Source organism: Rhodococcus sp. 05-340-2, from assembly GCF_002258915.1.
GTDB lineage: Bacteria > Actinomycetota > Actinomycetes > Mycobacteriales > Mycobacteriaceae > Rhodococcoides.
In genome coordinates, this window is record NZ_NOYU01000017.1 from 122,140 (window position 1) to 144,866 (window position 22,727).

The following is a 22,727-nucleotide window of genomic DNA, read 5'->3' on the forward strand; positions in this document are numbered from 1 at the left end:
CGTAACTGACGCTATCGTCACATATGAGATAAACCGCAGTCAACGGTGACTTGTACCAACTCTTGTGGGACTAGCATTGCGCGATGACCACCGAACGCACGACGCCTACTCCACTGCAGTTTCTGGGCTATTCGTTCGGCCGCACGCTGCCCGAATCCATGCAGGACTGGGTCCGCAAGGATCTCGTGGGCAACGGTGCCCAGGTCCGCTACATCGCCCGATTCACCGTGCCCGTCATCCCGCTACTGCTGCTGTTCCTGCTGATCCCGGGGCCGCTGTGGATGTCCCTGGCGATGATGTCGCTGCTGTTCATCCCGCTGGTGTACTTCTCGATTGCCCTGATGAACGTCTATCGGCGGCATCGTCTGCTGATCCACGGCCTCGACCCGCAGTTGATCAACGCCAAGGCGCAGAGCCGGGCCGACCGCACTCGCGACGACTACGAACGGCGTCACGGCCGAGGCTGACGAGCGAGCGATAGTCTGTGCCGCATGACTTCACCTGTGGAATTCAAGGCAACAGCTGATCTGGCCGACGAGATCGGTCCCGACATCCGCAGCTGCGACACCCAGTTCATCCAGTTCGGCAAGCACACCGAATTCGCGGGCCCCATCACCACCATCCGCTGCTTCCAGGACAATCTCCTGGTCAAGCAGACGCTGAGCGAGCCGGGCAACGGTGGCGTTCTGGTGGTCGACGGCGATGCAAGCGTTCACACCGCACTGGTCGGAGACATCATCGCGGGCCGAGGTGTCACCAACGGATGGGCCGGCGTCATCGTCAACGGCGCGGTACGCGACTCGGCGATCCTGCGCACACTCGACATCGGCGTCAAGGCACTGGGAACGAACCCGCGCAAGAGCACGCAGACCGGATCGGGTGAGAAGAACGTGCCGGTCAGCTTCGGCGGCGTCACCTTCAACCCGGGCGAGATCGTCTACAGCGACCACGACGGCGTCGTCGCGGTCTAACCCACGAACGGCGGCAGGCCTGCATGCCTGCCGCCGTCTGCTGTCACTTCGCGAACGCGAGCAGCGCGTCGTTCACTTCCTGGAAGTGCGTCCACAGCAGTCCGTGCGGTGCGCCGTCGACCTCGACGTACGTCGCCTCCGGGAACACCTTGTGGAACTGACGTCCGGTGGAATCGATCGGCAGGATGTTGTCGGCCGTGCCGTGCAGGATCAGCGTCGGCTTGCCCGATTCGCGCACCTTCTCCACATCACCGCGGAAATCTTCGAGCCACGTGGGCACGACGGCATAGGCGGCCACGGGAGCGCTACCGGTCGCGGTGTTCCAGCTCGCACGTACTGCGGCCTCGCTGATGCGAGTCCCGAGGTTCTCGTCGAGGTTGTAGAAGTCCTTGTAGAAGTTCTCGAACCAGGCGAAGCGATCCTCCCGCGCGGCACTGTCGATGCCGTCGAACACCGACTGCGGGACGCCGGTGGGATTGTCGTCGGTCTGCAGCAGGAACGGCTCGAGAGAGGCGAGGAACGCGAACTTCGCGACGCGATCCGTGCCGTACTTCGCCGCGTACCGCGCGAGTTCACCTGTGCCCATGGAGAATCCGACCAGGATGACATCGTTCAGGTCGAGCCCGGTGAGCACCTTGTCCAGGTCCGAGGCGAAGGTGTCGTAGTCGTATCCGACGGTCGGCTTGCTCGACTGGCCGAATCCGCGGCGGTCGTAGGTGATGACGCGGTAGCCGGCGTCGAGTAGCGCCCGTGACTGACGTTCCCAGGAGTTGCCGTCGAGCGGGTAGCCGTGGATGAGCACGACCGGCTGACCGGTGCCGTGATCCTCGTAGTAGACCTCGACGGGGGTGGAGTTCTCGGTTCCGACGGTGATGTACGCCATGATCCTGCCTTCCTGTTGTCCTGCAGCTCGACGGGTGAGAACGGTCGTTCTCGCCGCGTGTGGACTACTGTAGAGAACGTTGGTTCTCTCGGCAAGGGGTAGGTGGGTCATGGGTACCGAACTCGGACGCGACGACGTCATCCGAGCAGCGGATGCACTGTTCTATGCGCGCGGAATCCAGGCCGTCGGCATGGACGAGCTTCGCAGCAGCGCGGGCATCTCCCTCAAGCGCATGTACTCACTGTTTCCGTCGAAGACCGCCATCGTCGCCGAGGTGCTTCGCGGTCGAACACAGCAGTGGAACGACGGGATCCACGCCGAAGCCGCTGCCCATGAGTCCCCTCGAGAGAAGCTGCTGTCGATCTTCGACTTCCTGGACCACTGGTTTCGTGAGGACGACTTCCGCGGGTGTGCCTTCATCAACTCCTTCGGCGAACTCGGTGCCACCATGCCCGAGGTCGCCGACGCCGCGCATCAGCACAAGAAGAACTTCATCGAGTACGTCACCCGATTGGCGGTCGAGGCCGGATGTGAGCCCACCGTCGGGCTGCAGATTGCCTTGCTCGCCGAAGGTGCTCAAACCACCGCGGCCATCACCGAACTGGCCGAATCCGCCGCTGCAGCACAAGCTGCGGCGAAAGTTCTGCTCGATTCGAGTGCGGGCCGGGTCGGTCGCTGACCAGCGCACTGAACGATGCGGTGCGCCCACTCACCGAAAATCACTGACATTTGACACTGAAATCCTTCGCGGGTCGGCGTTAGCGTCGAAGACATGAGCAAGCTACGAATCCTCGCCGCCCTCACAGTGTCGACATCCCTGCTGGTCAGTGGATGCTCGTCCACGGACGAGCCGTCCGCCGTCGAGCCGACCACCACCACGCCCTCGAGCGGAACCATCAAGACCGACGACGTCCAGGCAGCCTTGGACGCCCTGGTCGACGCCGGATCCGTCGCCGCTGTCGCGCAGGTACGCGACAGCGAGGATTCGTGGTCGGGAGCGGCCGGTCTCGTCGAGCGCGACGGCACCGAGGCTGCGTCCGCCGAGGATCCGGTCCGTATCGCCAGCGTCACCAAGGCCATGGTTGCTGCCGTGGTGCTTCAACTCGTGGACGAGGGGAAGCTCGAGCTCGATCAGCAGGTCGACGAACTGCTTCCCGGAGTACTACCCAAGCCGGTCACCGTTCGCCAACTACTCGATCACACCAGTGGCGTTCCCGACTACTTCACCGGATTCGATTCCGCCGGGCAGATCGCCGCACGCGCAACCGATGCCGTCACCGACGACGAACTGATCGACCGGGCTGTGTCCATGCCCTGGACGAGTGAGCCCGGTCAGGAATTCGGCTACGCCAACACCAACTACGTCCTGCTCGGACAGATCATCGCCGACCTCGATGGCAAGTCCATCGGACAGTCGTTGCAGGACAGGATCTTCGATCCGCTGGAGATGGCCGACTCGACGTACCCCACCGATTCCACGCTCGACCCCGACGCCATACACGGCTACGTGCTGGAGAACGGAACCTACACCGACGTCACCGATTACGACGCCAGTATCTGGTCGTCGGGGGCTGCCGTGGTCTCCACCGTGGCAGACATGAACACCTTCTTCAGAGCGCTGTTCGACGGCACGCTGATCCCGCAGAACCTGATCGACGAGATGCAGGTCGTGACGCCATCCACGTACGGACTCGGCCTGCTGCTGGGCGGAGACGCGTGCAACCCGGGTTCGGGTGAGCTCGTGTTCGGCAACCGCGGCAACGGCTTCGGCTACCGCACCTACGCGTTCTCGAGCCCGGACGGGCAACGTCAGGTATCGCTGGCCTGGACCACGGCCGGGTCGAACCCCGCCGCCGACCCACTCGAACAGCCGGCCACCGAAGCATTGATCGCCGGACTCACCTCGACCTGCCCGGCGTAGCACTCACAGCACACTCACCCAGCCGTGCACTTCGTCGCTGGTGAGCGCGGCCTGGTGACGCTTTCGTAGAGTGAGTGTCACCGGGCCCGACTGCTTCGTTCCTATTGCGCGACCATCGATTTCGTACACCGGGGCTACTCCGGCCGACGTGCCGCAGACGAAGACCTCGTCGGCGATGTACAGCTCGGTGAGATCGACGGTGCGCTCCTGGACGGTCAGCCCTTCTTCGCGCGCCAGGGTCAGAATCGTCCGACGGTTGATGCCGTCGAGAATGTCGCTGGTGACGTCGGGGGTGACGAGCACTCCGTTCCGCACGAGGAAGATGCTCGCGGCACTGAGTTCGCAGACATGGCCGTTGATGTCGAGGAAGATGCAGTCGTCGAAGCCACTGTCGATTGCATCCTGTTTGGCCAGAACGGAATTGACGTACGCACCGTTCACCTTGGCACGGGAGGGAATGGCATAGTCGGGAATTCGACGCCAGACACTTGTCTTCAACCGCATGCCGTCCTGCGGGACAATGGGATTGGCGTCGTACAGGAAGATGGACACCGTGGTGTGCAGGCCACGCACCCGCGTTCCGGGGATCGACTCGTCCACGTGGACGGTAGCTCGAACGTAGACCTCGGTCGTCGGGGCGTTGGCCGCGACCACGTCGCGCGTCGCCTGCACGAACTTCTCGAACGTCCACTGCGAGGCGAACGTGTCGATGCCGATGATCTTGCAGGATTCGACGAGTCGCTGATAGTGATCGAGCAACCGGAAGGCCGTACGCCGTTCACCGTCCACCTGCACGGGGAACACCGTGTAGACACTGAGCCCGTACAGGACGGCCGAGGTCGCGACCCCGAGTGTCGCCTCCTGCGCGTCCACCAAGCGATCGCCGAAATACACCTTCGAGTGCGGAAGAGCCATGCGGCGATGCTAGTCGCCCGGTGAGTCCAAGCGACAACGCTTTTACTTCTCTATGGTCGAGTACATGAGCGAACGCACAGTACTGACCCGCACCCTCTGGAACGACGGCCCCGAGGTGGGTGCCATCGGCTTGGGCTGCATGGGAATGACCTGGGCATACAAGGCCGACGATCGAACGGAGACCCCCGATCGCGTCATCGGGCACGCCCTCGACCTGGGCGTGAACTTCATCGATACGGCAGACGTGTACGGCCCGTTCACCAACGAGGAAGTCGTCGGCAAAGCCATCGGGAACCGGCGTGACGAGGTGACCCTCGCGACCAAAGGTGGGCTCGTCTCCCACGTCGGCGACGCCGGAGAGCCGGTCATTTCGGGCCCCAACGGCAAGCCCGAACACCTACGTTCGGCAATCGACGATTCGCTGCGCCGCCTGGGCGTCGACCACATCGATCTCTACTACCTGCACCGTCCCGATCCCGAGGTGGCCGTCGAAGACAGCATCGGCGCGATGGCCGAGGCCGTGCAGGCCGGAAAGGTTCGGGCACTGGGTGTCTCGGAGTTCTCCGTCGAGCAGCTCGATCGGGCCCAGCAGGTGCACCCGATTTCTGCAGTGCAGTCGGAGCTGTCCCTGTGGACGCGCGATCACCTCGCCACCTCGCTGAAGTGGACGCAAGACAACGGTGCGGCATTCGTGCCGTTCTCACCGCTGGGCCGAGGATTCCTGACCGGCAACTTTCGCGGAACCACGCCTGCTGCAGACGATTTCCGAGCTCGGCTGCCACGCTTCAGTCAGGACAACCTCGATGCGAACCTCGTGATCGTCGACGCCATCGCGGCCGTCGCCGACGAACTCGGCGCGACGCCTGCGCAGGTGGCCCTGGCCTGGGTTCTGGCGCAGGGCGAGCACGTGGTCCCGATTCCCGGTACTCGACGCACCTCGCGTCTGGACGAGAACGCGGGCGCAGCCTCGCTCACCTTGAGCCCGGACCACCTCGCTGCCCTCGACGCACTGCCGGCACCCGCCGGTGGTCGCTATTGAGATCGTTCGCGTCGACCCTTCTTCTGATCGACCGTTGGCCGAGCAGATTCTCGCGGTGCAGAGGGCGTCGTATGCAGTCGAGGCGGGACTGATCGGCGACGACCGAATCCCTTTGCTGCACGAGTCGGTGGACGATCTGTGCGCTGCACAGGTCCACTGGCTCGTCGCGCGGGAGAGTGACGAAATCCTCGGCGCTGCAGCGTGGTCCGAGGCCGAGATCGACCGTCTGATTGTCGCACCGCACGCTCACCGACAGGGCATCGGACGCAGGTTGGTCATTGGCATGCTGGATTCGATTGTGGGACAACGTGTGCAGGTGGCCACCGGACGAGACAACGCGCCGGCCCGCAGGTTGTACGAATCACTCGGCTTTGTGCACACCGAGGATCAGGAAGTACTGACGGGACTGTGGCTGGCGCGCTACGAACTCGTGCGCTGATCGGTATCGAAGTTGCGCGGGCGGGCGACGAACCAGATCAGCGCACCGGTGATCGGAATGAGCAAGACGAGCAGACACCACCAGAACGCGGATCCCCGACGAGCCTTGTTGCTCCGAAGAATCGACACCCACGCGGCAGCCACGAGGCCCAGCCACAGAACAACCGCACCCATCCACGCGAGATCGAACGCCAACGGAAGTGTCGGGTTGACCTCGGTGCTCATACTCACCCCATCGATTTTGCTCGGCTGCCTACGGATTCACGATCCATCGCATCGTGACCGTGCTTCTCACACCGCAGGGTACTGACAGCACAGCTCGCGACGCACCAGGTCCGACCGCCCTCAACAGAAGACAAAGGGTAGCCTATCCCAATGTCATCTCGATTCTTGTCCTCGCGCACCCTCGATCGACGTGGGTTCTTCGTACTCGCCGGGGCTGCTGCACTCGTTTCCGCCTGCTCGCCCCGCAGCCAGGATGCGGCAGCTACGACCTCGGAGACTGTGCGGATGACGGGCGACGGCTTCGATGTCACCGTTCCTACGCGCCCCACCCGCGTGGTCGTGATGGAGGGGCGAGGGGATCTCGAATTCGCCCTGTTGGCCGGATATCCCATCATTGCCACCGGCAACACCTTCCAGCCCGGCGCGCGTCCCGCGGGGCAGTTCGAGGGACTGCTGGACGCACAGACGGAGGTCATCGGCGGGCCCGACGGCCCAGCGGCAGAGGAGATCGCAGCGCTGTCTCCCGATCTCATCGTGATGCGCGCCAATGGATGGCGGCTCGACTGGTACGGAAACGAGCAACTGACCAAGATCGCACCGGTCCTCCCCGTCGAAGTCAACGAACCGAATTTCGAGCAGTACACCGTCGACCAGTTCTCGGCCATCGGGCTACTCGACACAGTGCAGCCGCGCCTGGACGAGTACCACCGAACCATCGACGACGCGGCCGCGGTCACGAACGGTCGCAGGATCGCCCTCATCACCAGCGAGCCGGTTGCCAAGGGATACGTCATCGTGTGGACCAACTACCTAGGCAACGCGGTCGCCACGGATATGGGATTCACTGTGCTGCAGAACAACCCCGAGGACGAGGAGGGGAACTATCGACTGTCGGTCGAGAATCTGAACCAGATCGCGGATGCGGAGTTCATCTTCCACCAGACCACCGATCCGACCCAGATCGACGGAATCGCCGCGTGGCAGAACCTCCCCGCTGTCGCCGCGGGTCGCAGCGCGGTGCTGGATCCTCAACTGAACAACGGATTGGTCATCACAGCAACCAGTTTCGCGAACAGGCTGATCGACGTTGTCCGCAAAGCGGATTGAGCTACGTTAGGAGCCATGATTTCTGCCGGTGCCGCGATTGCAGTCGCGTTGTACGCCATGGCACTTGTCTCGATCCTCCGCGACCCCGGTACAGGGTTAGTGGCCAAGCTGGCGTGGGCATTCGTCGCGTTCATCATGCCCATCGTCGGGCCGATCCTGTGGTTCGCAGTCGGTAAGCGGTATGCCTACGGACCGAGCGGCGGCAACCGATGACAGTTCAATGTCCGGTCGCGTTGCGCAGGTCGATGTTCACCAGATGACTTACCTGGTCGCGTAGCCATTCGATTGCCTGCAGACTCGGCGCAGGCGCGTGGGCCAACAGCGTCCAACGGAGATGGGTATTCGGTCGTAAGTCGAACTGCAACAGGACGTCGGGGTGGCTCGGCCACGGCGAGCTCCAGACGACGCGGTCGAACTCGCTGCTCTCGACAATACGAGGTAGCGGCTGACCCTCGAACATCACCGGCCATGCGAACCCTTGATTCTTCGGATGCACATCGGGGTACATGAGAGCCTTCCAGACGAAGAAGACCGGCGGCGACAACACCGCAGTCCTGCTCGCGAGAACCATCATCCGCCTACCGTACGCAGGTACCGACTCGGGAGCCCTGCTGTTTTCCGCGCACGACTAGTAAGGCGGCTGCTAGTACCGACGGTAGTGGGCGATAGCACCGCGCCTACGGCAGGCTCGTGAGGCCACGGTTCCATGTCCTCGAGCACCCACAGTTGCGACAAATCAAGCGAAGTCGATCAGAATTGCGCTCTCGGCGCTCCCATTCCCGGGTCGATTTGGAACGGGCCACTGGCGGACGGCGCTATCGGGAAGTCGAAGATCGCGGTGGGGATGTACACGGTGGCACAGGAGTTCGGGATGTCCACCACCCCGGACAGGCGTCCTTCGATCGGGGCCGATCCCAGCAGCAGGTACGCCTGCTCGGGGCTGTATCCGAACTTCGTGAGGTAGTCGATCGCGTGCATACATGCGTTCTGGTATGACAGGTCGGAGTCCAGATACTTCTGCTCACCGTCGACGGTCACCGAAATACCGGAGAACGCAATCCATTCCGAGTACTGCGGTGCGGTGTTGCCGGGCATGAAGATCGCGTTTTCGCTCACCCCGTAGGTCTCCATGCCGCCCTTGATCAGATCGACGTGCAGGTCCATGAAGCCACCCATTTCGATGGCACCGCAGAACGTGATCTCCCCGTCTCCCTGCGAGAAGTGCAGGTCTCCGAACGACAGCTTCGCGCCCGGCACGAACACCGGATAGAAAACGCGAGTGCCCTTGGTCAGGTTCTTGATGTCCTGGTTTCCTCCGTTCTCGCGGGGCGGTGCTGTGCGCGCGGCTTCGCCTGCAACACGGGAGAACTCGTCACCGCTCAGTGATCCGAGGATTGCCCCGTCGAGTTCGGGTGCCAAAGCCAGCGGCGGAACGCGATTGGGGTCAGTGGCGATCAGGGCACCTTCACGGGCGTTCCACTTCGCCAGTAACTGCGCCGAGGGCGCGGTCCCCATGAGACCGGGATGGGTGATGCCGGTGTACTTCACGTGCGGGACGTGGCGAGATGTTGTGGTCTGCCCGGAAAAATCCCAGATCGCCTTGTACGCGTCGGGGAATCGATCGGTGAGGAACCCGCCGCCGTTCTCCTTGGCGAAGATTCCCGTGTAACCCCAGCCCTGGCCGGCCAACGGACCCGAATCCTCCTGCGGGATCGGCCCGACGTCGAGGATGTCGACGATCAACAGATCACCGGGCTCGGCTCCCTCGATATGGAACGGCCCGGACAGCGTATGCACGTTGTTGAGCGGCGCATTCAGAATGTCCTCGGCGGAATCGTCGTTGTGGATGGCCCCGTCGAACCATTCGCGGCAATGAGCTCGAAATGACGTGCCGGGTTTGACTGTGACCGCCGCCGGGATATCGGGATGCCATCGGTTGTGACCGACGATCTCCTGTTCGGTGAAACTCTTCGTCGAGTCGAGCGGAAACAGCAGTTCGGGCACGAGGCACCTCCGGTTGCGCGGATTCTCCTGCCTCGATCATTGCATCGTTCTGGCGCATCCGGCCGATTCTGACGTGTAAATCTTGTATGACGTTGTGCTGGAACGTTGCTGATGCGCCACATCGCGCTACTCTCGAATGCGTGCCGACCTACAGCTTCCGCTGCGCACAGCGTTGCGCCCCCGTCGAACAGCGATTCTCCATGGCCGACGCGCCCTCGCAGGTGACGTGCCCGGAGTGCGGAGAAGCAGCTGCACGGCAGATCTCCTCGCCTGCTCTCGGCAGAGGAAACAGCGCTGCGATGAAGGCACACGACGCCTCGCGCGCCACTGCGGACACGCCCGCCGTCGTCTCATCCCTACCGCCGGCCGGCAGATCGGCAACGAGGACCACATCCAACCCACTGCATCGCCGACTGCCGCGCCCCTGACGAACGGCGTTTCCCTTTCGTACCGACGGGGAAGTCCGACGGCATGCCCGAGCTGCCCCCTCCCCCGTCCATCGCCGACGGCTTCACCACCGACGACGTCGGCGCCTGGGTTGCCGAGTATCTGGGTGATCTGACGCGCGAGGGGCCGGATGGCATCACGGCGGGTGGCATTCGCGGCGGGCAGTCCGCTGCCGATGCCGCCCTGGCCGGACTCGACATCACCGGATATGCGCGCGATCGCAGCACCGTTCTACCGGTGAATCGCCGAGGCGCAAGCCGCATGTCGCCGTACATCCGCCACGGACTGCTGACGCTGCGAGAGGTATGGGACGCGGTCGCCGACGCTCCCCCACGCGACCGTTCCCGGTACCGCGACGAGCTCATGTGGCAGGAGTACGCACGCCACCTCTACGCGCGCACCGGATCCGATCTCGGCCGTTCGCTTCGCCGTGAACAGCCGCGACCGCAGGGCTGGACCGCGCAGCCGTGGCCCGAGGAGATGAACTGCATGTCCTCGGTGGTGGGTGAATTGCACGACGACGGTTGGCTGGTCAACCAAACCCGCATGTGGCTGGCCTCCCAGTGGGCTGTCCGTGCCGGGGCGACGTGGCGCGACGGCGAGGACGAGATGTTCGCCCACCTGCTCGACGGTTCTCGCGCTGCCAACCGCCTCGGCTGGCAATGGACCGTCGGTACCGGAAGCGGGAAGGTGTACGGCTTCAGCCGGTGGCAGGTGAACAAGAGAGCACCGTCGCTGTGCCGCAACTGCGCGCTGAAAGACGCGTGCCCCATCGAGAACTGGCCCGACGACGATCTCGGGCCGACTGTCGACGGTCCCGACCTGAACAAGGCTCCGATTCCCGCCGGCCCCGCCCACGTGGAAGGTACTGGCGCAGAACAGGTGTGGATCACAGCAGAGTCGCTCGGCACCGCAGACCCAGCACTGGCCGCCGAGACCGACCGGCCCGCCGTGTTCGTTTTCGACGAACCGCTCCTGCGGAAACTCCGGCTCTCCGGGAAGCGACTCGTCTTTCTTGCCGAGACGCTCGGTGAGATCGCGTCGACCCGCCCGTTGGAGGTGCGTCGTGGCCGAGTAGCCGACGAATTGGCCGGACGATCCGTGGCCACCACCTGGGCACCCGTTCCCGGCTTCTCCCGCATCGCCGACGCCATAGCCCCGGTCGAGTTGCATCCGTGGCCGTGGCTGGTGCGTCCCACCACGTCCTCGGTCCGATCGTTCAGCGCCTGGCGTCGGAATCATTGAACAGCAGTCACTGACCAGAACTATCTCCGCTGCACCGAAATCTGGCCCTCTTCACTGGTGATCGATACCGACCTCGGGGAGCTCGGATCGTCGACGACGTCGATGTCGACGTCTCCCTTCTCCGACGTCGCCTCGACGTCGTAGAAGTCTGCCGCCGGGAGTTCGATCATGCTGTCGCCCTGCATGTTCTGCATGCGTATCGAGTCCGGCGGCACCCTCGAATCCAGGGTGACCAGACCGAACGTCGTGTCCACCTCGACTGCCGACACAGCCGCATCGGTGATCTCGACATCGCCGAATCTGGTTGTTATGTCCAGGGTTCCGGCAGATCCTCGCGCGATCACGGAGCCCGCCGACGTGGACACCGAAGTCTGCGCGTCCACGTCGGTGAGCACCACGTCGCCTGCTGCTCCGTCGATGTCGAGTACCAATCCGGCCGGTACCCGTAGTTCGAGACCGATGTCGCAGCTACCATTCTTTCGGTAGGAACATTCCACAGCGATCGTCGAGCCGTCGTCACCGATGTCGACCGTCGGAGTATCTCCTCGGTAGGACCCGTCGGCCCGAACGTGCAGGTCGGAGTCGGGGCTCATCGACACCGACACATGGGCGAATCGCGTTGTGACGGATAGATTATTGCCGACGATCGCTGTGTCGGCCGAGTAATCGAAGGACTGCATCTTCGGCGTGGTGAAGCCGACGGCGATGGTGGCCGCCGTGGCTGCTCCTGCGGTGCCGACGACCGCGACAGCTGCCGAAACCGCAACGACACTGCGCCACATCGACTTCTTCATTGGATCGCTCCCAGATATCGTAGGACGGCCATGACTCGGCGGTGATCGGCACTGTCTCCGAGTAGGCCGAGCTTGGCGAAGATGTTGCCGATGTGCTTCTCCACGGCTGCTTGACCGACCACCAATGCAGAGGCAATTCCGGCGTTCGACTTGCCTTCGGCCATGGCGGTCAACACTTCCCGTTCGCGAGGGGTCAGCGAATCGAGTGGATCCGATCGTGGGGCCCGGGCCAGAATCTGCTGCACCACTTCTGGATCGATGACGGTTCCGCCGGTGGCAACGGTCCGCACGGCATCGGCGAACTCGTCGACGTCGGCCACCCGGTCCTTCAACAGGTACCCCACGCCGTCCGTGCTCTGCCGGATGAGCTCGGCTGCGTACCGTTCCTCCACGTACTGCGAGAGCACGAGAACACCGACAGCGGGCCAACGTTGGCGAATGACCAGTGCTGCGCGCAGACCTTCGTCCAGAAAGGTCGGCGGCATGCGTACGTCGATCACGCAGACATCAGGAAGCGGATCGGCGGCAGACATGGCCGCGAGCAGTTCCGACGCATCGGCCACCTTCCCGATCACGTCCGCTCCGGTGTCGACCAACAGGCGGGCGACGCCCTCTCGCAACAGAACCGAATCGTCGGCGATGATCACTCGCACGGGACACTCACCTCGAGCCGAGTCGGGCCGCCGGACGGCGACGTGATGGTCAGGGTTCCGTCGATCCCGCTGAGTCTGTCCTCTAGCCCGGCCAGTCCGCCTCCTGGAGCCGGATACGCTCCGCCGCAACCGTCGTCGACCACCGTGACACGCACTGCTGACTCGACTCTCGAGACGTCGACTCGGACGTGGTCGGCCTTCGCGTGCTTGCTCACATTGGTCAGAGCCTCCGAGACGACGAAGTAAACCGTCGACTCGACGGTGGCGTCCGGGCGTCGATCACCCGAGAGGGCGGGGTCGATCCGAACAGTCACCGGTACCGCACACAACGCCGCGACGGACGACAGTGCGGCGTCGAGACCGCGGTCGGTCAGGATCGGCGGATGCAGACCGCGGGTGAGGGTGCGGATCTCACCGATCGCGTTCTTGGCCTCCCGGTGGGCGTCGTCGAGCAATTCCTTCAGGACCGCATCATCGGTCGACGCGACGCGCGATTTGGCCTGTCCCAGTGACATTGCCACCGATACCAATCGTTGCTGGGCCCCGTCGTGCAGATCGCGTTCGATGCGACGGCGTTCGGCATCCGCAGCGTCGACGACGCGAGCTCGACTCACCGTCAATTCGTCCACTCTCCTACTGGATTCGGATCGGCCGAGAAGGGTTGCGGCACTCCACCAGTCGAGTCGCGCCAGGGCCGTGAGCAGCAGTGGCACTCCCGCGACAAGGGTGACCAGCGAGGCGAAGCCGACCAACGCGACGAGCGGATAGCCCACCCGTTCGCCTATTTCGAGCTCATTGGCGACCGGGTTCGTCACTATCCAGGCCACCGGCGCCGCCGCAAGAACGGGCAGGGCCACGAAGAGCGCCGGCAGCAAGAACAGCAGTACGGCCGAGACCGGAATGCGAACGAGCCAATAGCACAGCGACTTCCACAAACCGATGTCTCGGAGGCACCAGACGAACGTGCGCCAACTGGTCGGGTACACGGTCACGTCAGGGCCCTCGATGAGAACTCCACCGGTGAAACCGATTCCGGCGCGCGCTGCACGGTCCATCCACCGCAGCGCCACTATCGTCAGGGCGAACACGAGCACTCCGCTGAGCGCAAAGGGTAATGCGCACACCGCCAGTACCAGCAGTCCCAGGATCATCCAGCCGCCCAGCCCGGCGAGCGTCGACACCAGCAGCGATGCCACCGCCAGCCACCAGTGCGGCGATATCCATGCCCTGAGCGGATTCAGGGGAATCGGTAGTGCCTCGTTCATGCGGATCAGCCTAAGTCGGGTGTTGTCGGCTTGTCGGCACTGTGAACCCACGGCCCGAGGTAGGGCTGGCCCTACCGTCGATCCGTGGGTCGATCGTGGTGAGTTCCGTGGCCCGGACGACGAGATTCGACAGGTATGAACCTGAACATCCTCGATGTGGACCGGTTGTCGTCCGTGCCCGTGTGGGTCGTCTTCGCTGTCGTCTTCGTGCTGCTGGCATTCGAGTCCGCGTCGTTGCTCGGTCTCTTCACACCAGGAAACAGTGTCCCGATCACGCTCGGGGTGCTGACGTCGATCGGCGTGGTGCCGTGGCTGCCTGCCGTCATCACCGCGGCGGTGGCGTCGAGCATGGGTGCGCAGTGGGCGTTCTGGCACAGTCGCCGCACCGAGACGGTGTTGGGTCTCGGGCGAGCGGAGTCAGCGCTGCCGGCCGCGGTGATGAGGGTCGTCCTGGGGCTGACCACACAGGCACGATCACGGCCCCGCGCTGTCGCCACCGCCGGACACCTCATCGGGGGTATCCGCACCATCGCGCCCCGACTCGTGGCGACCTCCTCACTGCGGCAACGCGAATACGTGGTGCTCAGCCTGCTGGCCGCAGTTGTATGGGCTGTGGTGCTGGTGTCGGCCGGAGCGTGGCTGGGCGACCGGACGGTCATCAGGACCGCCCTCGGATACGCCTGGATTCCGGCTCTGACGGTGATGGCCGCTACCCAGCTCAGGCGTCGAACACGCTGGTCTTCTCCCGAACTTGTCGGAGCCCGGTGATATCAAGGATGTAGAGAGAGACGACAGAAAGGGATTCGCATGTCCGCACGCTTCGATACTTGCAACGGCACACTCGTGATCCACGCGGTCGGCGGTGCGGAGTGCACGGAGCCGGACTGCGTGGATCTCGAGTACGTTCGCCACTTCCTGGTGCTCGAATGCGAGGAGGTCACCGGCGGTTGCCAGTGCACCGCACTCGTGGAGTTCGCTCAGGCGTCCTGACGTCGAACCACCGGCTGTTGCAGTTCGGTCACCCAATTCTCCTGCGGCTGCGGCTCGGACACCAGGTAGTACTCCCGGCAGATGCCGGAGAGTTCGTAGCCGTTGGCCTCGATCCATGCCGTGAACTGCTCCCAGGTCTCGCCGATCGTTGCCATCGAACCGTGGTGGACGGTGGTCACCGCGAGCTCGACGGGCGGTAGCTCGCGAACCTCGTAGCCCTCACCGGCCACCACCTCGGGCCCCACCTCGAATGCGGCATGGACGGTGATGCCAGTGCCGTCCCCGTCGTCGACGGCCTCGTACATGGCGATCGACGATGGCCCGAACGTCACGCCGTGCCCGGCGAGCGTCTGGGCGAGTCGGGCGTACATCGGGCCGATGACCGGGCCGATGTTCTCCGGCCCGAACCCGGCGGCGGTCTCGCTGACGAGAGCGATACGGGTGGCCGGCAATGTTTTGGTGTCCACGGTGATCATCGACATCCCGTCGGTGTGGGAGAGTCGCGCATCGATACGACGCAGACGAGCGGCGTCGAAATCGAGTCGACGCGCGACATCAATGCGTTTGGCGGCGAGCATCTCGCGTAGCCGATCACCGTCGACCTCGCCGTGCACGATCTGCGTCACCTCGTCGAGCCTGAACCCGAGGTCCTTGAACACGAGAATGCGTCCCAGAACCTCGAACTGCGAACCGTCGTACGAGCGATAGCCCGTGAACGGATCCACCCGCGCCGGCGTCAACAACCCGATCTCGTCGTAATGCCGAAGCCTGCGAACCGACACCCGGCCGATCGATGCGAACTCTCCGATGCTGAACATGACCCTCCGAGGTTCTCGTCTCACACAGTGTGAGGGTCAAGAGGAGAAAATCGGGTGCACTGGACCGCGCTGAGCGCGGTCCAGTGCACCCGATTCTTCAGAGCACGGGAATCCAGAAGCGAACAGCCGACCCGATGCAGTCGACACGTTGGCCCCCAGCTCGCTCCAGGGTCGCTGTCGAGGCCGCGTTGCCCACCTCGCATACCGCCGCCACCCGGGTCATGCCCAGATCTGCGGCGAGCCTCAGCACCTCGCGTACTGCCCAGGAGGCAACTCCCCGACCTCGTTCGGACGGGCGAACCCCGTAGCCGATGTGTCCGAAACGGTCGGCAAGCTCGTGGCCGTCGTGTCTGAGTGCGACGCCGCCCAATACACGTTCGCCCTCCACGATCCAGCGGTACGTGCACTCGGCGTCGCTCTCGAGCCGATCGACCCAGTCCGAAAAGCCCTGTGCGGACTCGACATCGTCGTCGGCCGTCAACCCGAAACCGTCCTCGTGGAGGCCCGGACCCCATTCGATACGACAGTCCAGCCAGGCGTCCCGCAGATCATGCGAAGGGGCGACCAGTGTCGAGTGAACCGTCACAGACACCCACCTCCGTTTCGGATCAGCGACCGCTCAGGGGCGCAGATTCAATCCCGTTGTGGTCGAGAAGTAGTGCACCGTCTCGGCGCGCGGGGCGATTCGGATGACATCGCCCTGCGACGGGGCCGCGATGTCAGGAATGCGGGCAACGATCTGCGCCCCGACGGTTCCCAGATTCGACGCGTCCTCGGCGGTGCGGCCGTAGATGTAGGAGTCCGCCCCGAGTTCCTCGACGACGTCGACCACGATGTCGGTACCGGAATCGGAGAGCGTCCACGCTTCCGGGCGCACGCCCATAGTCACTCGGCTGCCGTCGATGCGGTCGGCGATCGAACGCTCGATCGGCACCGACAGCGATCCGAGCTTCGCAGTGCCTGCCACGACGTCCACGTCGAACAGGTTCATCGCGGGTGAGCCGATGAAACCTGCGACGAAGGCATTGACCGGTCGCTCGTAGAGCTCCTTGGGGCTGGCGCACTGCTGCAGCACACCGGCTTTCATGATCGCCACGCGATCACCCATCGTCATCGCCTCCACCTGGTCGTGGGTGACGTACACGGTGGTGGTGCCGAGCCTGCGCTGGAGCAGCGAGATCTGGGTGCGAGTCTGCACGCGGAGTTTGGCATCGAGGTTGGACAGCGGCTCGTCCATGAGGAACACCTGCGGGTTCCGCACGATGGCGCGTCCCATCGCGACGCGCTGACGCTGACCTCCGGAGAGCGCCTTGGGTTTACGGCCCAGGTAGTCGGTGAGGTCGAGGATCTTGGCGGCCTCCTCGACACGGCGGCCCACCTCCGCCTTGTCCATTCCGGAGATCTGCAGTGCGAATCCCATGTTCTTGGCGACGGTCATGTGCGGGTACAGCGCGTAATTCTGGAACACCATCGCGATGTCGCGTTCCTTGGGTGCCAGTGAGGTGACGTCACGGTCACCGATCTTGATGGCACCGTAGTCGACGTCCTCCAGCCCGGCGAGCATCCGCAGCGAGGTGGACTTGCCGCAGCCGGAAGGCCCGACGAGCACCAGGAATTCGCCGTCCTCGATGGCGAGGTCCAACGATTCGACTGCCGCGACGTCCGATCCCGGGTAGAGCTTGGTGGCTCCTTCGTACGTGACCTGTGCCATGGGAGTGCTCCTTTGTATGGGTTAGAAGAATCGATGTGCGGAGCCGGCGGGCTCGGCGGTGAGAAAGGTGGGTTCCGGCAGTCCGGATCGTGTTGCACTGGCGGCAATCTCGTCCGCCACAGCCTCGACGAGCTCCGACGGCACCAGCGCTACGGCAGATCCGCCGAATCCACCGCCGGTCATCCGAGCTCCGTGTGCGCCTGTGCGCAGAGCCGCGTCGACAGCGCTGTCGAGTTCCGGTGAGCTGACCTCGTAGTCGTCCCGCAAGGACATGTGCGACGCGGTCATCAGCTCACCGAGTTCGACACCGGCGGCTCCGCGATCCAGGAGCTCCGCAGCCGCCTCGACGCGTCGAATCTCGCTGGTGACGTGACGAACTCGCGCGATCAGCGTCTCATCGTCGAGCCCGGCCATGGCCTGCTCGGGGTCGAGTCCACGCAAGGTCTTCACCCCGAGTTCTGCGTACGCCGTATCCAGGGCCGCACGCCGGGCACCGTACTGACCGTCTACCAGGCGGTGCGGCGCGTTGGTGTCGATCACCAGCAGCCGCGAGCCGGACCCGGCCAGATCGAGGGGAATCTGACGCGTCGAACCGTCGAGACAGTCCAGCAGCAGCGCGTGTCCCGGCTGTGCCGACATCGCGATGTTCTGATCCATGCCGCCGGTCGACGCGCCGGCGATCTCGTTCTCGGCGCGGATACTGGCGTCGATCAGCATCTTTCGGTCGAGCCGAAGATCGAAGAGGTCGTCGAGAGCGAGGGCGAACGAGCACTCGAGGGCGGCCGAGCTCGACAGCCCCGAACCCACCGGCACCGAAGAATGCACGGCCACATCGACTCCGCCGACTCCGTGCTCCCGAAGTGCCCAGGACACCCCGGCCACGTAGGCCGTCCAACCCGACGGGGTACCCGGACCGATCTCGTCGAGCTCACCGGTCCACGACTCGTCGGTGTGCGTCGATACGGCCCGCATGGTCGTGTCCTCGCGACGGCGCACGGCGACCGCGGTGGCATACGGCAGCGCGAACGGCAGCACCAATCCGCCTGCGTAATCGATGTGCTCACCGATGAGATTCACGCGGCCCGGAGCGATCCAGACGCCGTCGGGATCACCGCCGAATGCACTGCGGAACAACGCCGCTGCACCGTCGGCGAGATCCTCCTCGGCGATCACGTCGAGCCAGTTCACGCCAGTACCTCGCGCAGCCGGTCCGCGATCCGCTCGGGAGTGGTGTCGTTGATCCAGGCTCCCATCGCAGATTCCGAACCGGCGAGGAACTTCATCCGCCCCGGTGAGCGCATCATCGAAAACAGTTGCAGATGCAGGCGTCCCAGTTCGCGATCCGCTCCGACGGGTGCCTGGTGCCAGGCCGCGATGTACGGCACCTCGTCGACGCCCTCGAAGAACGCGTCGACTCCGCGCAACAGATCTCGATAGACCGTGGCCAGCTCGTCCCGCTCGGCACCGCTCAACTCGGCGAGGTCCGAGACATCGCGACGCGGCGCGAGATGCACCTCGACCGGCCAGCGCGATGCTGCAGGCACGTACGCCACCCAGTGCTCGGCGTCGACGACGATCCGTCGACCCGAACGAAGCTCGGCGGCGAGGACGTCCGCCAGCAATACTCGGCCCGTTCGCTCGAAGTGTTTGCGAGACTGTCGTATCAGCGCATCGGTACGCGGCGGAAGGTAGGGGTAGGCGTAGATCTGACCGTGCGGGTGAGTCAGGGTGACGCCGATTTCCTTGCCGCGGTTCTCGAAGCAGAAGACCTGCTGAACGCCGGGGATGGCGGACAGGGCAGTGGTGCGATCGGCCCAGACATCGATGATGGTGCGGACGCGGGAGAGCTCGAGCGACACGAAGGACGCATCGGGGTCACTGGCGAAACAGATCACCTCGCACCGACCGGTGCCGGGTGCAAGCGGCCACAGTGCCTCGCCGTCCACCTCGCTCGGAAGTGATTGCTGCGCTGCAGTTTCGGACAGAGACGGAAAACGGTTCTCGAACACCACCACGTCGTAATCGGCCGCCGGAATCTCGGTCGCCGGCCTGTCGGGACGACTCGGTGCCAACGGCGACGCGTCGGCAGGCGGCAGGAACGTGCGGTCCATCCGCTGGGCGGCGATGACGATCCATTCGCCGGTGAGAACGTCGAATCGCATCTGCGACTGCGACATCGACGGAGACAGGGCTCGCGTGTCGACGAGATCGCGGGTGGCCTCACCCGAGACGTAGGGCTCGGTGTCGTCGTAGTAGATCAGCTCACGGCCGTCGGCCAGAGTGGTCGACGTCTTGCGCATCGAGTGCGTCGTGGCGTCATGCGCGGTCATCGAGTACTCGTTCCTCGTTCGTATCGGGGGATTGCTCTCCGGCGATCACCACGTCGTCGACCGTCTCGGACAACGCTTCGTGGACGCCGGGATCGAGTCCGGCATCGGTGACGAACACGTCGACGCGAGAGAGCGGGATGGTGTTGGCGAGCGCACGAACACCCCACTTGGTGTGGTCGGCCAGCACGATGACGCGTCGGGACGATGCGACCAGTGCCTGATTGGTCTGTGCTTCCATGAGATTGGGGCAGGTGAGCCCGGATTCGATGTCCACACCGTGTGTGCCGAGGAACAGCATGTCCAGGTGGATACTCTGCAGTGCACTGACCGTGAGCGGTCCGACGAGCGCGTAGGAGGGCGTGCGCTGTCCGCCGGTGAGCAGCACGGTCTGATCCGACCGGCCACCGGTGTGGAAGACCTCGGCGACGGGCAGGGAGTTGGTGACGACGGTGATGTCAGGAACGTCGAGCAGTTCCTGCGCGAGTGCGTGCGTCGTGGTGCCACCGGAGATGCCGATGGAGGTCCCGGGCCGCACGAATCGTGCAGCGGCACGGGCGATGGCGGCCTTGGCATCTCGATCGAGTTCGGACTTGGCCGAGAACCCCGGCTCGAACACGCTTGCCGATCGCGGCAGCGTCACGCCGCCGTGCACCCGCTCGACCAGACCGCGAGCGACGAGCTCGTTGACGTCGCGTCGAATGGTCATGTCCGACACCGACAGTGCGGCTCCCAGATCTGCGACCTTGACCGCGCCCTCGGCCGTCACCTGGTCCAGGATCTTCTGCTGACGCTGGTGGGCGAGCATCAGCGGTTCTCGGCGATCACAGCACTGCCGCCTGCGGCCACGATGAGTTCGCCGTCGATCTGTGCGCCGCCGACCAGGTCCGTACCCGAGGCAGGCACGCTGACCTTGTCGGTTCCGTGGTTGAGCACGAAGAGCCAGGACTGCTCCCCTGCAGACCGTCGGACGATCTCCACGTCCGATCCGAGGTCGCGGCGGGTCTCGATTTCGGCTGCAGCGCAAAGTCTGTCGGCCAGCGTGGCCCAGCCTGCCGCGTCGGGAACAGTGGCGGCGTACCAGGCGGCACCCTTGCCGACCGTGCGCGTCGTCAGCGCAGGGACGCCCCGCAGATGCCCCTGGGTGTGGCGCGCCAGCACATCGACGTCCTCCGACGCGGTGAGATATTCGCTCCAGATCTCGCCGACGGTCTCGTCGTCCAGGGCGAGGGCTTCCCCGTCGGCGAGCGGGAAGAACTCTTCGACGCGCACGCCGAGCAGGTCACGGAATGCGCCCGGGTAGCCGCCGAGTCGCACGTGGTCGTCCTCGTCGGCGATTCCGGAGAATGCGGTGACGAGTACCTGCGCGCCGCCGTCGGCCGCGTCGGCTATCCGCGCGGCGGTCTCGTCACTGCACAGGTACAGGGCCGGCACCACGATCACGTCGTAGTCGCTCAGGTCCGTCGACGACGGGACGACATCGCAGGTCACGCCTGCGGAGGTGAACCCGTGATGGGCGCGTCGAGCAATCTCCATGGGCTGCATGGCCATCGACGGATGGCCCTCCTGCTCGCACGCCCACTGCGAGGCCCAGTCGAAGAGCACGGCAACCCGAGCATCGACGGTGCTGCCTGCCACCGGTGCCATGCGACGCAGCGCCGCACCGAGCTCGACGACCTCACGCCAGCGCGCGGAGTCCTCACCTGCGTGCGGAACCAGAGCGGAATGGAACTTCTCCGCCCCTGCCTTGGAGGCGCGGAACTGGAAGTAGGCAATGCCGTCCGCTCCGCGAGCCATGTGCGCCAGTGAGTTTCGCATCATCTCGCCGGGGACCTTGGCGCGGTTGATGTGCTGCCAGTTGACGGCGCTGGTGGAATGCTCCATCAACAACCATGGTCGACGGCCGGCGACGCCACGGGTGAGGTCGGCCGAGAACGAGAGCTTGTGATGCGCTGCGGCGTCGCCGGTCTCGGGGCCGACGAGATAGTGGTCGGTGGAGACGATGTCCTGTTCCGGGGCCCAGGACGCGTAGTCCATGTTGCCGGCGAGCGCGGGGCCCTGGCCCATGCCCACCATGAAGTTCGTGGTGACCGGCACGTCCGGGGTGACCCTGTTCAGCACTGCCTTCTCGGCGCGGTACTGCTCGAGGAGGGCATCGGAGCAGAAGCGGCGCCAGTCGAGTTGGTGAGTGGGGTTGCCGAACGTGGTGCTCACCGAGGGCGGAACGATCTCGTCCCAGTCGCTGTAGCGCTGACTCCAGAAGTCGGTACCCCACGCGGTGTTGAGGGTCTCGAGGTCGATGTACCTGCCGCTGAGCCACTCTCGGAATGCATGCGCACTGTCGTCGGAGTAGCACAGTGCGTTGTGGCAGCCCAGTTCGTTGGACACGTGCCACATGGCCAGCGCGGGATGCTCGCCGTAGCGGTGCGCCATCTTCTCGACCAGTACGAGTGAATGTTCGCGGTACACAGCAGAACTGGGGCTCCACGTCTGGCGGCTGCCGATGGCGTAGCGGTAACCGCGCTCGTCCACCGGGCGCATCTGCGGGTATGCAGTGGCCAACCACGGCGGGGGCGACGCGGTCGCCGTGGCCAGGTCGACGCGAATGTCGCCCTCGTGCATCAGATCCATGACGCGGTCGAGCCACTCGAAGTCCCACGTCGACGCGGTCGGCTGCAGGCGAGCCCAGGAGAAAACACCGACGGTCACGAAGTCGACGCCGGCCTCGTGCATCAGCTCGACGTCGCGTCGCCAGACGTCCTCGGGCCACTGCTCGGGGTTGTAGTCGCCGCCGAAGGAGATTCCCTGGGTCGGCCAGGTGCTGCGTCGCGCTGTGTCCATGCTCACAATATGAACGAGGCTTTCTCAGATGTCAACATGAATGAACATTTTCTTACTGATGCAGGTGAACGAGCCACAAAGAGCTTGACAGACGCCGTAGCGTCGTGTTTCTGTAACCTGCATCACCCCGAAT

General features: G+C 64.5%; 27 protein-coding genes. 12 read left to right on the plus strand and 15 right to left on the minus strand.

Annotated features, from left to right (window positions below; translation table 11 throughout):
* Positions 1-83: 83 nt before the first annotated feature.
* Both CH271_RS10225 and rraA read left to right on the plus strand, forming a co-directional pair.
* Positions 84-467 carry a DUF5313 family protein gene (locus CH271_RS10225; RefSeq protein ID WP_037186637.1) on the plus strand — a complete coding sequence of 128 codons (384 nt, stop codon included), beginning with the start codon at positions 84-86 and terminating at the stop codon, positions 465-467.
* Positions 468-491: 24 nt separating this feature from the next.
* Complete coding sequence (gene rraA, locus CH271_RS10230) at positions 492-971, plus strand: ribonuclease E activity regulator RraA (RefSeq protein ID WP_037186639.1); 480 nt, start codon at positions 492-494, stop codon at positions 969-971.
* A 43-nt stretch (positions 972-1,014) separates the two neighbouring features.
* Here rraA and CH271_RS10235 read toward each other — a convergent pair whose 3' ends face one another.
* Complete coding sequence (locus CH271_RS10235; RefSeq protein WP_094633475.1) at positions 1,015-1,854, minus strand: alpha/beta fold hydrolase; 840 nt, start codon at positions 1,852-1,854, stop codon at positions 1,015-1,017.
* A 109-nt stretch (positions 1,855-1,963) separates the two neighbouring features.
* Here CH271_RS10235 and CH271_RS10240 point away from each other — a divergent pair, with 109 nt between their 5' ends.
* Both CH271_RS10240 and CH271_RS10245 read left to right on the plus strand, forming a co-directional pair.
* Positions 1,964-2,533 (plus strand): TetR/AcrR family transcriptional regulator, encoded by a 570-nt coding sequence (locus CH271_RS10240; RefSeq protein ID WP_094633476.1) that lies wholly within the window; start codon positions 1,964-1,966, stop codon positions 2,531-2,533.
* Positions 2,534-2,626: 93 nt separating this feature from the next.
* On the plus strand, positions 2,627-3,775 hold the full coding sequence (locus CH271_RS10245) for a serine hydrolase domain-containing protein (protein WP_094633477.1): 1,149 nt from the start codon (positions 2,627-2,629) through the stop codon (positions 3,773-3,775).
* Between the two features lie 3 nt (positions 3,776-3,778).
* Here CH271_RS10245 and CH271_RS10250 read toward each other — a convergent pair whose 3' ends face one another.
* Entirely contained in the window at positions 3,779-4,690 is a 912-nt protein-coding gene (locus tag CH271_RS10250; protein ID WP_179274761.1) for an aminotransferase class IV, read from the minus strand.
* A 64-nt stretch (positions 4,691-4,754) separates the two neighbouring features.
* Between CH271_RS10250 and CH271_RS10255 the strand changes: the two genes are divergently transcribed.
* Both CH271_RS10255 and CH271_RS10260 read left to right on the plus strand, forming a co-directional pair.
* Positions 4,755-5,729 carry an aldo/keto reductase gene (locus CH271_RS10255; protein WP_094633525.1) on the plus strand — a complete coding sequence of 325 codons (975 nt, stop codon included), beginning with the start codon at positions 4,755-4,757 and terminating at the stop codon, positions 5,727-5,729.
* A gap of 34 nt (positions 5,730-5,763) precedes the next feature.
* Positions 5,764-6,168 carry a GNAT family N-acetyltransferase gene (locus CH271_RS10260; protein WP_179274762.1) on the plus strand — a complete coding sequence of 135 codons (405 nt, stop codon included), beginning with the start codon at positions 5,764-5,766 and terminating at the stop codon, positions 6,166-6,168.
* On the opposite strand, the gene CH271_RS10265 is transcribed toward CH271_RS10260, so the two are convergent.
* Positions 6,150-6,392, minus strand: coding sequence for a PLDc N-terminal domain-containing protein (locus CH271_RS10265; RefSeq protein ID WP_094633479.1), 243 nt, complete (start codon positions 6,390-6,392; stop codon positions 6,150-6,152). The two genes, CH271_RS10260 and CH271_RS10265, sit on opposite strands and share 19 nt — an antisense overlap.
* Positions 6,393-6,542: 150 nt before the next feature.
* On the opposite strand from CH271_RS10265, the gene CH271_RS10270 reads away from it, so the two are divergent.
* Entirely contained in the window at positions 6,543-7,499 is a 957-nt protein-coding gene (locus CH271_RS10270; RefSeq protein WP_094633480.1) for an ABC transporter substrate-binding protein, read from the plus strand.
* A gap of 15 nt (positions 7,500-7,514) precedes the next feature.
* Entirely contained in the window at positions 7,515-7,712 is a 198-nt protein-coding gene (locus CH271_RS10275) for a PLD nuclease N-terminal domain-containing protein (protein WP_094633481.1), read from the plus strand.
* Positions 7,713-7,716: 4 nt separating this feature from the next.
* Here the strand turns inward: CH271_RS10275 and CH271_RS10280 are convergent, their stop codons facing one another.
* Positions 7,717-8,073 carry a hypothetical protein gene (locus tag CH271_RS10280; protein WP_143546032.1) on the minus strand — a complete coding sequence of 119 codons (357 nt, stop codon included), beginning with the start codon at positions 8,071-8,073 and terminating at the stop codon, positions 7,717-7,719.
* A 176-nt stretch (positions 8,074-8,249) separates the two neighbouring features.
* Positions 8,250-9,503 carry a formamidase gene (fmdA, locus tag CH271_RS10285; protein ID WP_037195472.1) on the minus strand — a complete coding sequence of 418 codons (1,254 nt, stop codon included), beginning with the start codon at positions 9,501-9,503 and terminating at the stop codon, positions 8,250-8,252.
* Positions 9,504-9,643: 140 nt separating this feature from the next.
* Here fmdA and CH271_RS10290 point away from each other — a divergent pair, with 140 nt between their 5' ends.
* Together CH271_RS10290 and CH271_RS10295 are read left to right on the plus strand one after the other, a co-directional pair.
* Positions 9,644-9,931: an FmdB family zinc ribbon protein gene (locus CH271_RS10290; RefSeq protein ID WP_256986344.1), complete on the plus strand. Its 288-nt coding sequence runs from the start codon at positions 9,644-9,646 to the stop codon at positions 9,929-9,931.
* Positions 9,932-9,974: 43 nt separating this feature from the next.
* Entirely contained in the window at positions 9,975-11,195 is a 1,221-nt protein-coding gene (locus tag CH271_RS10295; RefSeq protein ID WP_094633484.1) for an FAD-binding domain-containing protein, read from the plus strand.
* A 20-nt stretch (positions 11,196-11,215) separates the two neighbouring features.
* On the opposite strand, the gene CH271_RS10300 is transcribed toward CH271_RS10295, so the two are convergent.
* The 3 genes from CH271_RS10300 to CH271_RS10310 are packed head-to-tail and all read right to left on the minus strand — an operon-like array spanning position 11,216 to position 13,907.
* The gene (locus CH271_RS10300) at positions 11,216-11,989 is read right to left on the minus strand and encodes a DUF4097 family beta strand repeat-containing protein (RefSeq protein WP_094633485.1); all 774 of its coding nucleotides are present in this window, start codon (positions 11,987-11,989) and stop codon (positions 11,216-11,218) included.
* On the minus strand, positions 11,986-12,642 hold the full coding sequence (locus tag CH271_RS10305) for a response regulator transcription factor (RefSeq protein WP_094633486.1): 657 nt from the start codon (positions 12,640-12,642) through the stop codon (positions 11,986-11,988). Before CH271_RS10305 ends, CH271_RS10300 begins: the two co-directional genes overlap by 4 nt.
* Positions 12,633-13,907, minus strand: a complete 1,275-nt coding sequence (locus CH271_RS10310; RefSeq protein ID WP_094633487.1) for a sensor histidine kinase — start codon at positions 13,905-13,907, stop codon at positions 12,633-12,635. The genes CH271_RS10305 and CH271_RS10310 overlap by 10 nt, the downstream gene beginning before the upstream one ends.
* A gap of 135 nt (positions 13,908-14,042) precedes the next feature.
* On the opposite strand from CH271_RS10310, the gene CH271_RS10315 reads away from it, so the two are divergent.
* Together CH271_RS10315 and CH271_RS10320 are read left to right on the plus strand one after the other, a co-directional pair.
* Positions 14,043-14,675, plus strand: a complete 633-nt coding sequence (locus CH271_RS10315; protein ID WP_094633488.1) for a hypothetical protein — start codon at positions 14,043-14,045, stop codon at positions 14,673-14,675.
* A gap of 39 nt (positions 14,676-14,714) precedes the next feature.
* A complete protein-coding gene (locus tag CH271_RS10320; protein WP_032397091.1) occupies positions 14,715-14,897 on the plus strand; it encodes a hypothetical protein in 183 nt (60 codons plus the stop codon).
* On the opposite strand, the gene CH271_RS10325 is transcribed toward CH271_RS10320, so the two are convergent.
* The 7 genes from CH271_RS10325 to CH271_RS10355 form a co-directional block, all read right to left on the minus strand.
* A complete protein-coding gene (locus tag CH271_RS10325) occupies positions 14,885-15,715 on the minus strand; it encodes a MerR family transcriptional regulator (protein WP_094633489.1) in 831 nt (276 codons plus the stop codon). The genes CH271_RS10320 and CH271_RS10325 overlap by 13 nt on opposite strands.
* A gap of 97 nt (positions 15,716-15,812) precedes the next feature.
* Positions 15,813-16,301 carry a GNAT family N-acetyltransferase gene (locus CH271_RS10330; protein WP_179274763.1) on the minus strand — a complete coding sequence of 163 codons (489 nt, stop codon included), beginning with the start codon at positions 16,299-16,301 and terminating at the stop codon, positions 15,813-15,815.
* A 33-nt stretch (positions 16,302-16,334) separates the two neighbouring features.
* A complete protein-coding gene (locus CH271_RS10335; protein WP_037195464.1) occupies positions 16,335-17,426 on the minus strand; it encodes an ABC transporter ATP-binding protein in 1,092 nt (363 codons plus the stop codon).
* Positions 17,427-17,447: 21 nt separating this feature from the next.
* Positions 17,448-18,614: a galactokinase gene (galK, locus tag CH271_RS10340; RefSeq protein WP_094633491.1), complete on the minus strand. Its 1,167-nt coding sequence runs from the start codon at positions 18,612-18,614 to the stop codon at positions 17,448-17,450.
* Positions 18,611-19,726 (minus strand): galactose-1-phosphate uridylyltransferase, encoded by a 1,116-nt coding sequence (gene galT / locus CH271_RS10345; RefSeq protein ID WP_094633526.1) that lies wholly within the window; start codon positions 19,724-19,726, stop codon positions 18,611-18,613. Before galT ends, galK begins: the two co-directional genes overlap by 4 nt.
* 16 nt (positions 19,727-19,742) lie before the next feature.
* Complete coding sequence (locus CH271_RS10350) at positions 19,743-20,561, minus strand: DeoR/GlpR family DNA-binding transcription regulator (RefSeq protein WP_037195460.1); 819 nt, start codon at positions 20,559-20,561, stop codon at positions 19,743-19,745.
* Positions 20,561-22,594, minus strand: a complete 2,034-nt coding sequence (locus tag CH271_RS10355) for a beta-galactosidase (protein ID WP_094633492.1) — start codon at positions 22,592-22,594, stop codon at positions 20,561-20,563. Before CH271_RS10355 ends, CH271_RS10350 begins: the two co-directional genes overlap by 1 nt.
* Positions 22,595-22,727 lie beyond the last annotated feature (133 nt).